General features: G+C 50.7%; 13 protein-coding genes. 7 read left to right on the top strand and 6 right to left on the bottom strand.

All coding sequences use genetic code 11. The features are described from left to right. Positions 1-109 precede the first annotated feature (109 nt). The 6 genes from VMT62_13325 (at position 110) to VMT62_13300 (ending at position 5,125) form a co-directional block, all read left to right on the top strand. Positions 110-1,039, top strand: coding sequence for a glycosyltransferase (locus VMT62_13325; protein ID HVN97404.1), 930 nt, complete (start codon positions 110-112; stop codon positions 1,037-1,039). Further along, a complete protein-coding gene (locus tag VMT62_13320) occupies positions 1,036-1,956 on the top strand; it encodes a formyltransferase (protein HVN97403.1) in 921 nt (306 codons plus the stop codon). The genes VMT62_13325 and VMT62_13320 overlap by 4 nt, the downstream gene beginning before the upstream one ends. Further along, complete coding sequence (locus tag VMT62_13315) at positions 1,953-2,978, top strand: bifunctional UDP-4-keto-pentose/UDP-xylose synthase (protein HVN97402.1); 1,026 nt, start codon at positions 1,953-1,955, stop codon at positions 2,976-2,978. Before VMT62_13320 ends, VMT62_13315 begins: the two co-directional genes overlap by 4 nt. Beyond that, entirely contained in the window at positions 2,978-3,904 is a 927-nt protein-coding gene (locus VMT62_13310) for a polysaccharide deacetylase family protein (GenBank protein HVN97401.1), read from the top strand. The genes VMT62_13315 and VMT62_13310 overlap by 1 nt, the downstream gene beginning before the upstream one ends. A gap of 58 nt (positions 3,905-3,962) precedes the next feature. Further along, complete coding sequence (locus tag VMT62_13305) at positions 3,963-4,760, top strand: DUF1189 family protein (protein HVN97400.1); 798 nt, start codon at positions 3,963-3,965, stop codon at positions 4,758-4,760. A 149-nt stretch (positions 4,761-4,909) separates the two neighbouring features. Further along, positions 4,910-5,125 carry a dodecin family protein gene (locus VMT62_13300; protein HVN97399.1) on the top strand — a complete coding sequence of 72 codons (216 nt, stop codon included), beginning with the start codon at positions 4,910-4,912 and terminating at the stop codon, positions 5,123-5,125. A 92-nt stretch (positions 5,126-5,217) separates the two neighbouring features. Here the strand turns inward: VMT62_13300 and groL are convergent, their stop codons facing one another. The 6 genes from groL to VMT62_13270 all read right to left on the bottom strand — a co-directional run bounded on the left by groL (position 5,218) and on the right by VMT62_13270 (position 10,898). Continuing rightward, on the bottom strand, positions 5,218-6,855 hold the full coding sequence (gene groL, locus VMT62_13295) for a chaperonin GroEL (GenBank protein HVN97398.1): 1,638 nt from the start codon (positions 6,853-6,855) through the stop codon (positions 5,218-5,220). Positions 6,856-6,874: 19 nt separating this feature from the next. Continuing rightward, positions 6,875-7,165 carry a co-chaperone GroES gene (gene groES, locus VMT62_13290; GenBank protein HVN97397.1) on the bottom strand — a complete coding sequence of 97 codons (291 nt, stop codon included), beginning with the start codon at positions 7,163-7,165 and terminating at the stop codon, positions 6,875-6,877. A 103-nt stretch (positions 7,166-7,268) separates the two neighbouring features. Next, a complete protein-coding gene (locus VMT62_13285) occupies positions 7,269-8,045 on the bottom strand; it encodes a hypothetical protein (GenBank protein HVN97396.1) in 777 nt (258 codons plus the stop codon). 327 nt (positions 8,046-8,372) lie between these two features. Beyond that, complete coding sequence (locus tag VMT62_13280; protein HVN97395.1) at positions 8,373-9,299, bottom strand: DnaJ C-terminal domain-containing protein; 927 nt, start codon at positions 9,297-9,299, stop codon at positions 8,373-8,375. Then, a complete protein-coding gene (locus VMT62_13275; GenBank protein HVN97394.1) occupies positions 9,299-10,123 on the bottom strand; it encodes an ARMT1-like domain-containing protein in 825 nt (274 codons plus the stop codon). The genes VMT62_13280 and VMT62_13275 overlap by 1 nt, the downstream gene beginning before the upstream one ends. Positions 10,124-10,178: 55 nt before the next feature. Further along, positions 10,179-10,898: an alpha/beta hydrolase gene (locus VMT62_13270; GenBank protein HVN97393.1), complete on the bottom strand. Its 720-nt coding sequence runs from the start codon at positions 10,896-10,898 to the stop codon at positions 10,179-10,181. A gap of 271 nt (positions 10,899-11,169) precedes the next feature. On the opposite strand from VMT62_13270, the gene VMT62_13265 reads away from it, so the two are divergent. Next, on the top strand, positions 11,170-11,751 hold a 582-nt coding region (locus VMT62_13265), incomplete at its 3' end, for a hypothetical protein (GenBank protein HVN97392.1).

Genomic DNA, 11,751 nt, shown 5'->3' with positions numbered 1-11,751 from the left:
GTGGAGGACAAATCTTCAGCACGTCTGAATGAAAAAATAGCAGAAGCCTTTCAGCCCATACAAAGGGTAAAATATGAGAGGGAATACTACACGTTCTATGTGAGGAAACATGGATGAAAAACCTTATGTATCTGTTCTGGTGCCGGTTCTCAATGAAGAAGAATCATTGCCGGAGTTGAACAAAAGGCTCCATAATGCCCTGGAAAAGACCGGTAAAACCTACGAAATATTCTATATCAATGACGGGAGCACGGACAAGACAGAGATCTTGCTCGATGGGTTTCATAAGCACGACAAGAATGTCAGGGTGATCGAGTTCAACAGGAACTACGGTCAGCATATGGCGCTCTTCGCAGGTTTTGAATTCGCCAAGGGCGAAATCGTTATCACCATCGATGCGGATCTGCAGAACCCCCCGGAGGAGATACCTAAGCTTATTGCCAAGGCGGAAGAAGGTTACGAGGTCGTGGCGACGTACAGGAAACAAAGGAAGGACTCTCTTTTCAGAAGGCTGCCCTCGTATATCGTGAACAGGATCACGGCGAGACTTGTGGGCGTGAAGCTCAAAGATTACGGTTGCATGCTCAGGGCCTACCGACGAAACATCGTCGATTACATGAACATGTGCCCCGAATCGTCAAGCTTTATCCCGGCGCTGGCCAACACCTTCGCCAAGAGGATTACGGAGATCGAAGTCGGTCATGAGGAACGAAAGAAAGGAACATCCAAGTATAGCCCCTTCAAGCTCTTCAGATTGAACTTCGACCTTATGACAAATTTTTCGCTCTTGCCCATCCAATTCATCAGCATGATCGGCTTGCTCATAGCCATCATCGGTTTTCTCTTTGCAGTCTTTCTTTTTATCCGCCGTCTGGTCATAGGTCCTGAGGTGCAGGGGACATTCACCCTGTTCGGGATTCTCTTTTTCTTCATCGGGATCCAGATATTTGCCCTCGGAGTCATCGGCGAGTATATCGGCAGGATCTATCAGGAGGTGCGAAGGCGACCGCGCTTCATCATCAAGAAGGAATTGATGTGAAAGCCGTTGTTTTTGCGTACCAGGAAATCGGATATGTCTGTCTCAATGAACTCATCGATTTCGGGGCTCAGGTTTCCTGTCTTTTTACGCATGAAGACGACCCTCGCGAAGAGATATGGTTTAAGAGGCCCGTGACAATCGCTGAGCAACGAGGCATACCCGTTTACACGCCGAACACATTGAAAGATGAAAAATGGGTGGAACTCATCCGCAAGGCGGCGCCAGATTTTATATTTTCGTTCTATTATCGTAATATGATCCCGAAAACGATCCTCGACATAGCGCGTGTGGCGGCGCTGAACCTCCACGGATCTCTGCTTCCCAGATTCCGGGGCAGGGCGCCGGTGAACTGGGTACTGGTAGAAGGTGAAAAAGAGACCGGCGTGACACTCCACGAGATGGTGGAGAAACCCGACGCGGGCTGCATTGTGGCACAGAAAAAGGTTGAAATAACACTGGAAGACGATGTATACACTCTGTACATGAAGATGACGGAGAAAGCGCGACGACTCATGAAAGAAACTTTGCCCGCCTTGGCCGACGGGAGTTTTATCAGGACCCCGCAGGCGGGTCCCTCTTCGTACTATGGGGGGCGCAAACCCGAGGATGGGCTCGTCTTTTGGACTAAAGACGCCCTTTCGCTCTATAACCTCACAAGGGCCGTCACCCATCCTTATCCCGGCGCGTTTACCTATCTTCGCGGCAAAAAGCTTTACATATGGAAGTCCCGTGCTAAGGAAGAAAGCTTCGGCGCCACGCCGGGAAAAGTCATCTCGTCCCGTCCGCTCAAGGTCAGTGCGGGTAAAGGAACGCTTGAGCTCATCCGCGTTCAATGGGAAGGCGAACAGGAGATGGATGGAGAATCGTTTGCATCGCTTAACAACATAGAAAATGAAATATTAGGAGGCGGCATTTGAAGATACTCGTGCTCGGCGTCAACGGTTTTATCGGAAACAGTCTTGCAGAAAAGGTCTTGAGAGATACAGACTGGGAGCTTTATGGCATGGACCTAAGGGATGATAAGCTTGATTCCTGTCATGGGCATGAACGCTTTCATTTTGTAGAGGGCGATATCGCGATTAATAAGGAGTGGATCGAATACCACGTAAAGAAATGCGATGTGGTCATGCCGCTCGTCGCCATAGCCACCCCCGCGACATACGTAAAGGAGCCCCTTAAGGTCTTTCAGCTTGATTTCGAAGAGAATTTGAACGTGGTCAGACTTTGCGTCAAGTACAAAAAGCGACTCATTTTCCCCTCTACGTCAGAGGTCTACGGCATGTGTCCCGATAAAGAATTCAACGAAGACACGAGCCCCCTTATGCTCGGACCCATCAACAAACAGCGATGGATTTACAGCGCCTCAAAGCAGCTCCTCGACAGGGTGATATGGGCTTATGGTTTTCAGCAAGGCCTCAAGTTTACCCTGTTTCGGCCCTTTAACTGGATAGGCCCCAAACTCGATGAGCTCATAACGGATATAGAAAAAGAGGGGAGTTCCCGAGTGGTGACTCAATTCATCAGCAATCTCCTGCTCGGGGAACCCATACGTCTTGTAGACGGAGGCGCACAGAAACGGTGTTTCACCTATATTGACGACGGCATAGCCTGTCTCGTGAAGATCATCGAGAATAAGGACGGCAAATGCAACGGTGAGATATTCAACATAGGTAATCCTAACAATGAAGCCACTGTCAAAGAGCTCGCCCATAAACTGAAGAAGATGTTCACGGAACATCCGTCTACCAAGAAACAGAAGAAGCAGTCCGAGATCATAGAGGTCTTCTCAAAGGATTACTACGGTGAAGGATACCAGGATATAGATAAACGGGTACCCTCTATTGACAAAGCCAAGAAAATCATCGGATGGAAGCCTAAGGTCGATCTCGACACAGCGCTCAAGAAGACCCTCGATTACTATCTGAACACAAACATCTGATGGCAGTTCAAAAGAGAATCGGCGTGGCAGTCCACGTGGACACCTATGAAGGCATGAAGAAAGGTGTCCCCAGGCTCCTCGCCCTTTTTCAAAGATACGGTATTCGTGCGAGTTTCTTTGTGCCCATGGGAAAAGACCATACGGGAAGGACCGTGAAGAGGGTCTTTACCCGCAGGGATTTTCTCAAGAAGACCGGTACGGGAAGGGTCTGGGCCGAAGCAGTGAGCAAGAAGACGCTCATGTACGGCCTTCTGCTACCAGGGCCCGAGGTCGCAAAGAAGAATAAGGAGCTCCTCAAGCGGATCCTTACGGAGGGCCACGAACTTGGTATCCACGGGCATAACCACGTGTACTGGCACGACCATATCAAGGACCTCAGCCAAAGACGCACAGAAGAAGAAATAGAGAAGCCACTCAATGTCTACCGGGAGTTGACCGGCATCAAGGCGCGTTCTTTTGCGGCGCCGGGATGGATGGTGAACCCTTACGCGCTGAGGTGTTTTCAGGATAGGGGCCTTGCCTATACGAGCGACACGAGAAAGGGAACGGGACCATTCTATCCCGAGATGGAGGCTCAGCAGTTCAAATGCCTTCAGATACCCACAACCCTGCCCACACTCGATGAGGTGATCGGGACCAAGGGAACGGATGAAACTGAGCTCGCCGAATACTACATAGGCATTTTGACGGAGGGCTTGAACGTCCTCACGGTCCATGCAGAAATTGAAGGGGGCCGCTGGATAGGCTTTTTTGAAGCATTCATCGTGAAAACCATTGAGCACGGTTTTACGTACGTGAGGCTTATCGATGTCGCCGATGAATACGGACAAAACCCTGACATACCCATACCCGTCTGTGGCGTCGAATACGGCTACGTGGAGGGGAGGGCGGGACAGGTCTGCATTCAGGCCCGCGGAAAACGGTAACGCTATGCGCGGGTACGTCTTGACCGGGGATACACAGCATGAGAAGGACACACGTTGAATGCACTCCTTTTTTAACCTGTTCTGCAAACCGTTTTATTCAAGAGAATATTACCATGATGTGATACACCACTGGAGGGGGAAGAATCTCTTACTCCTGTTGCTCGTGACCGCCTTTGTGCTCATTCCCACGGTATTTGAAATAACCGACACGCTCTCTCGTTTCGTCGATACCGAGGCGCCCTTCTACATCGAGCAAGCGCCGGAGATAAAGATCAAAGACGGGGTCCTCAAGATTGACAGGGTATTGCCCTATGATATCAAAACAAAAAAACATGAGACGGTCGTAGCCTTCGTGGATGACGCACAAGTCGGGAAGGCAGACCCTGAAGCGCCTGTGGTAGTGACTACCCACAAGCTTATGGTAAAGAAGAACGCGAGGGAAACAAAGACCTATGACGTAAAGCAGATGAACGGCATCACGATTACGAAGAAAGACCTTTACCACTGGTCCGGATATCTGAGGCTCGGCGGAATCCTTGTATACCCCCTCATGGTCGTGGGTTTATACCTCTATTACCTGCTCATGAGTCTAATAGTTTTTTTGACAGGACTCTGTTTGCTTAAGTTTCTCAAAAGCCCGATGGACAAGGAAAGTCTCTATCGTCTAACGGTGGTAGCCATGCTGCCCATGATATATTGCACCACGGTCCTGGAACTTTCCGACGTATCGGTCCCGTATCTCACATTTGCGAGCCTTTTGGTCTCGGCGGCCTACCTGGTGTACGGTATCCGTGCAAACAACGCATCGAGAACGAACGCGCCTTCGGAAGAAGAGGAGAGCGGAAGGCAAGGATAGATTCAAATGGTCGTGACGGCTTGTCCGCGGAAAGGCTCTCTCCGACCCCATTTCCGTTTTCTTACCTGTAAGCCTTGACAGATCGGTTTTCTGTGTTATAAAGGCTTTATATGATCAGTTGAGTCTAATCTAACAAAAGGGAGGTTATTATGGGAAACAGCGTGTACAAGATCATTGACATCGTAGGAACAAGCACGAAATCATGGGAAGATGCGGCCAAAACTGCCCTGGAAACCGCCGGTAAATCGTTGGACGATTTGAGGGTTGCCGAGGTGGTAAAACAGGATGTAACGCTTGAAAACGGAAAGGTGAGCGCATACCGGGTGAGGCTCAACATTTCTTTCAAATACCATCCGGAGAAGTAACCCGGACCGGCGACATTTTTCTCGCATTGTTCGGTACGAGATAAAAAAAGAGGGGACATGAAGTCCCCTCTTTTTTTGCACTTTCTTGATGCTTAATACATTCCTTCCATGCCGCCCATACCGCCCGGAGGCATCATAGGCATCTGGCTTTTTTCTTTCGGTTTTTCGGCAATCATGCAGTCCGTTGTGAGAAGGAGCGACGCAACTGACGCGGCGTTCTGCAACGCTGTCCGTGCAACTTTGGTCGGGTCGATGATACCCGCTTTAGTCATGTCGTCGACGTACTCTTCTTTTGCGGCGTCGAATCCGAAATTGGCCTTTCCGTGTTTTACCTTTTCAATGATGATGGATCCATCATGGCCGGCGTTCGTTGCAATCCAGCGAAGCGGGTCCTCAAGCGCTTTCTTCACGATGTTGACGCCGAACTGCTGCCCACCTTCGAGCTTCAAGGCGTCGAGTTTGGCGATACATCTGATGAAGGCCACGCCGCCGCCCGGGATGATGCCCTCTTCTACGGCGGCCTTGGTAGCGTTTAGAGCGTCCTCAACGCGAGCCTTTTTCTCTTTCATCTCGGACTCTGTAGCAGCGCCTACATTGATAACGGCAACACCGCCCACGAGTTTGGCGAGCCTTTCCTGGAGTTTCTCTCTGTCGTAGTCGGATGTAGTCTCGTCGATCTGCGCCCTGATCTGTTTTACCCGGGCCTCGATCTCCTTCTTGTTGCCTGCACCGTCGACGATCGTCGTGTTATCTTTGTCTATGGTGATTCTCTTGGCTGAGCCAAGGTCTTTCATGGAAATCGTTTCAAGCTTGATGCCGAGCTCTTCCGAGATCATCTGACCGCCCGTGAGGATGGCGATGTCTTCGAGCATGGCCTTTCTTCTGTCGCCGAATCCTGGCGCCTTCACGGCGGCAATTTTGAGGGTTCCTCTCAGCTTATTCACAACGAGTGTCGCAAGGGCTTCGCCTTCAACGTCTTCGGAGATAATGAGAAGTGTTCTCCCCATCTTGGCGACCTGTTCGAGGATGGGAAGCAGGTCTTTCATGCTGCTGATTTTTTTCTCGTTGATCAGGATGAGTGGCTCCTCGAGCACGGCTTCCATCTTTTCCGGGTTTGTGACGAAGTACGGTGAGATGTATCCCTTATCAAACTGCATACCTTCAACGATTTCCAGGGTCGTTTCCATGCTCTTGGCTTCTTCAACGGTGATGACGCCTTCTTTGCCGACTTTGGCCATGGCGTCCGCAATGATATTACCGATTGTATCGTCATTGTTTGCTGAAATGGTGCCGACCTGAGCGATCTCTTTCTGATCTTTGGTGGGTTTGGAGAGCTTCTTCAGCTCGTCGATAATCGTTTCAACGGCCTTACCGATGCCTCGTTTAAGTTCCATGGGATTATGGCCCGCGGCCACGAGTTTCGCACCCTCTCTGTAGATCGACTGCGCGAGAACAGTTGCCGTGGTGGTTCCGTCCCCGGCCACATCGCTTGTCTTGCTCGCCACTTCCTTTACCATCTGCGCGCCCATGTTCTCGAACTTGTCTTCAAGCTCGATTTCTTTGGCCACGGTCACGCCGTCTTTAGTCACGGTCGGAGAGCCGAATGTCTTCTCCAATATAACGTTTCGTCCTTTAGGTCCAAGGGTCACCCTCACGGCGTCAGCGAGTGTGTTGACGCCCTTTAAGAGCGACTCCCTTACATTCTGATCGTACTTGATTTCTTTTGCCATTCTTAGTCCCTCCTTCCTTTCACTCTACTACAATGCCGAGAACATCGTCTTCTCTGAGAATGAGATGTTCTTCGCCGTCGATTTTGATCTCCGTGCCGGAATACTTGCCGAAGAGTATCTTGTCGCCTGCCTTGACACCCGGTTTAACCTTTGTGCCGTTTTCAAGGACCTTGCCGTCGCCGACCGCTACTACTTTACCTTCCTGCGGTTTTTCTTTGGCGGAATCGGGGATAATGATGCCCCCTTTTGTCTTTTCCTCTTCCTCAAGTCTCTTAACAAGAATTCTGTCCTGCAATGGTTTCACCTTCATTGTATCACACTCCTTTCGAAAAATTTGTAAAGTTAGCAATAACGAAAATTAGTTGCTAAAGGTAATATAATGATCTGAGGGGCTTTTTGTCAATAAGTGTTTGTTAGATTTTTAACAATAAGTTCATGCCCTCTTTGTACCAGCGAGAGAAGAGTTCGTTTTCTTGCCGGTTCAGGGCCTTGTCCGTTTTGATTGATGTGAAAAGTTGATCCTTTTCGATCGTGATATCGAAATCGTCCTTTGCCTGGACAGCAAGCCTGTCCAGCAGACTGTTAAGCACCATGTCTTTGTCTTGCCCGCAGAGCCAGGGTGTCCACCACCTTTCATAGCAGTTCTGCACCTTTTTCTTGCTCTCATCGTAATAGCCGGCGAAAGAAGGGAGCCATTCGGCCAGACACTTTTTCGATTCCTGAAAGACATCTTCCACAAAGGGGAAACGTTCTACCGTATCCATTTCAATGCGTATCTTCTTGATGAACCCCTCTATCACATCATCGCCATGTTTCTTCTTGTACACCTTTGCCTTGAGGGCGTTCCACAGTTCGATGACCGGGTAGGTCTCCATACTCTCTTCGGAATAGTTTACCGTCTCGAGATTTTCCACGACGTATCGATGCGCCCTGGGCACTCCGTACATGAGAAGGCCCAACAGGTCCGAAACAATGTGGCAAAAAAGCGACCGGTTCTTGGGCCTCTCGGCCGGAAACATGAAACAGATGAACTCGTTCAACTCGAGCGCTTCCACCAGATGGTCCTTCTTGGGTTTGTTGTGCATGTATTTGACGGCGTCGATGGCGAGTGACAGTGTGGCCATGGACAGGAGCGTTCTCTCATCGTCCACCAGATATGAGATATCAAGGATGTGTCTTCTCGGAAGCATCTATACACCTTTTTGGGGCTTGCGTCGCCCCCTCCACGAGCCAAGCTCGCGGAGCCTTCCCCCTCTCGCGCAAGAATGCGCTACAGAGAGCTTATTACTGGTTCTGGGGCTTGCGTCGCCCCCTCCACGAGCCAAGCTCGCGGAGCCTTTCCCTCTCGCGCAAGAATGCGCTACAGGGAGCTTCTTGTTAATTCTGGGGCTTGCAGTCGCCCCCTTCCATGAGCCAAGCTCCACCCTGAGGCGGGTACCCGGCCTTCCCCTCTCGCTCCCTTCGGGAGCTACGGGCTTCGCAGAATCGACCCGGTGTCTGGGGATCAATCCCTCGCGTCACAGTCCTTCCTTTCTCAGTTCTTCGAGCAGTGCCTTCTGTTTCTCGGTGACCTTCTTGGGAATGTCAACGACCACGTCCACATACTGGTCCCCGCCTGTGCCCGGCACCCCGAGTCCTCTCAATCGCACTTTTTTGGCCCCGGGCGGGATGGTGACTCTCTTGGGGCCTTCTATGGAAGGCACCTCTAAGGTGGTGCCGAGAAATGCATCGCTCAGTTTTATCTCTCTCGTAACTGAAAGGTCATTGCCGGTCCTCTTAAACACGGGGTGTTCGCCGACCTTCACCGTCAGATAAAGATCGCCCGCCATACCGGTTCTCGGGTCCACATTACCTTTTCCGTGGAGCCTCAATTTTTTCCCTGTGGTAATGCCTTTCGGGATCTTTACGTTTACTTCTTCAGGCCCCCGGTGTGTTGCAAACGAAATTCGTTTTTCAGCGCCATGAATCGAATCCATGAAAGGAATCTCAAGCTCGAAATGAAGGTCGAGTTCACGCGTCGTATGCTGTTCCCTTGTTATGTAATCGCCAAAATCATAGGCCTGGCGCTCACGCCTGCCACCCGCTCTTCCAGCCTGTCTGCCGCCGCGCCCACCGCCGAAGATCATGCTGAAGATGTCATTGCCTCCAAAACCGAGATCCTTAAAGAGGTCGCCCACGTTGAACCCTCTGAAGATGTCCTCTTCAGAATAACGCTGCTGGAAGCCGCCCATGCCAAAGGTGTCGTACTGTTTTCTCTTCTCTGGATCGCTGAGGACTGCGTAGGCTTCGTTAATGAGTTTGAATTTTTCTTCAGCTTCCTTGTTTCCGGGGTTTCTGTCGGGATGGTATTTCATGGCCAGTTTTCTGTAGGCCTTCTTCATCTCCTCTTCCGTGGCCGTTTTCGAAACTCCAAGAAGTTCGTAGTAATCCTGTTTGGATGCCATTATTCACCGCCTATCGACGCCATATATGCGCCCTGGTTCCGACCGGTGACAAAAGCCACTGCCGGACATTTCACCCTCATAATATACACCACAGGACGGTCATTATGAAACTCAGAAATGGTTTCGAAGTTTCCCATTCCCTTGGCTATGACCGTTGCACCGGATTCCCAAAACGCTTTAACGGGCCCGCTCATATGTTCCTTTGTTACGCCCACCTCATCGTCTCCCGTAGAGACAATGCGGGCGAAGATCTTGTCGAGGCCAAACTCACGGACATCTTTGAGGGACAGGTCATTTTGAACCGGTTTTTCCCGAACCGCATAATAAACTCGTTTCCCTTTTCCTTCCAGATGGTCCACAAGCGGCATGTCAAAGATAAAATCTCCCACGTTGTCACCCAGGATAAGAATATCTTTGCTTCTAATATAAATCTCGTTCTCTATTTGCGCCACATTTCCCGTGAAGACAAAGTTGCGTACGTTGTAGCGGCCTTGAGTGAAGAAATCTGCCGAATTTCCCAACGCGGAAAGCTTGATGAGACCCTCGATGGAGCTTTCAAAACGGTCCCTGAGCTCATCGATGACGCTCACGGCCTCATTAAACTCTTTGATCTTTGCCGTGTCATACGGGTCGTCCGCGCCGGTTTCTGACTTGATGTACTTGAGAACCACATTGGAAATGGCGGGGGGTGTGATTTCCGGATGCCAGAGGCTGTCGATGAGATGAAAACAGTTCTTGATGAGGGCGTCGTTGCCGCCGGACAGCCGTACTGTTTTTTCGGCCAGTCCCTTGAGACAGGCAAGACAGCAATCCTGCACTTTCATGGCATGATTATAGGACAAATGTGGGTGAACAAGCAACATGCCCGGTGCGAGTGATCTATCGACTTTTTACAAACTCTTCGATGGCCTGGTTCACCTGCTGTGGTTCTTCTATCATCACGAGATGCCCCGCCCCCTCGACAAGGACTAGATGCGAGCCCTCAATCGCCTGATGAAGATAATGAGAATACTTGGGCGGCGTCAGAGAGTCATATGTCCCGCAAAGGATGAGCGCGGGGGTCTTAAGTGAGTTCACTGAATCCATGATATTGAAACGGTCACACGCGCTAAAATCTCTGTAAATGACCTCTGCGCGGCATTTCATGGTTTCGTTGAAACCATCTTTCTTCAGAGTCGATGGCGCTTGCCTTGAGAAGGCGAGGTCGCTCACTCTCTTAAGCGTACGTTCCTTGTCTGTGCTCACGCCCTTAAGAATCTCCGGAAGGACCTTAAGTTTTGCCCCTGTTCCTACAAGAATGATTCCTTTAACCTCATCAGGATGCGAAAGCGTAAGCGTCATAGCGATGGCGCCGCCCAGGGAATGACCGGCCACGTAATATCCCTTAAGATCGATTTCTTTGAGTGCCCTATAAAGTTCAGCCGAGTATTCTTCCACGGAGCTTAATCCGTCCCCTGCAGACTTTCCGTGTCCGGGCAAATCCACGAGTATTACCTCGGCCAGTGACTTAAGGGCATCTTTCTGCTTATACCACATGCGGGCATTCCATCCGGACCCGTGGACGAAGACTATTCTTTCGCCCTGTCCACGTCTTTCCATATGTAGTTTCATCTTATGTCTCTCTCACAACGATTCCAAAGTCCGCTACGCTTTGGAATACCGGCTTGAGTTCATTTTCCTGCAACAATCACGGAATTTCAAGGAAAAAGTCTGGACGCTTATAGATTTCAAGGCCATTTTGAGATTGCAACCCCGGGCCGTAAGCGGGAACGTCGGTATCTTTAAACCGTGACACTTAGCTGCCGGCACCTTATATTCTTGTGGAGGGTTCTTGCCATGCCGACAACCAAGCAGAAGACGGGGTAGATTTGTGAGGGCAAAACCAGCTGTTAAAGAGTGCGAAATTGTAAACCGCAGGGGGTTAGAGGCGCCGGGCGTCATCCACTTTCGTCTTTTCTTGTGGATCGTTGGTATAACTATGGGCGCGTTTTTTGCGGCCTCGTCACCTATATTTGCCGGCCCTCCTTTCAGAACCGATGACCCTGAGCCCGTAGAATACCAGCACTGGGAATTCTACGTGGCGACCCAGTACGCAAACGATGAGGATGGGGTCTCTGGCACCGCCCCTCATCTGGAAATGAACTATGGTATTGTCCCAAACCTCCAGCTCCACCTGCTTGTTCCAGTGGCTTTTGATAAGCCCCGGGGCGCACCCACGCTCTACGGTCCGGGTGACGTGGAGCTCGGGGTCAAGTACCGATTTATTCAGGAGGGAACGTATCGACCCATGGTAGGCACGTTCCCCATACTTCATCTGCCGAGCGGTAGCGAGAGGCGTGGCCTGGGCAATGGCGATGCCCAATTTTACCTCCCCGTCTGGCTTCAGAAGAGTTTAGGGCACTGGACCACTTATGGGGGCGGAGGATACTGGCTTAATCCCGGCGCAGGTAAT

The organism is Syntrophorhabdaceae bacterium (assembly GCA_035541755.1).
GTDB lineage: Bacteria > Desulfobacterota > Syntrophorhabdia > Syntrophorhabdales > Syntrophorhabdaceae > PNOF01.
Note: the sequence above shows the minus strand (reverse complement) of the source record. Positions and strands in the feature narration are given on the sequence as shown.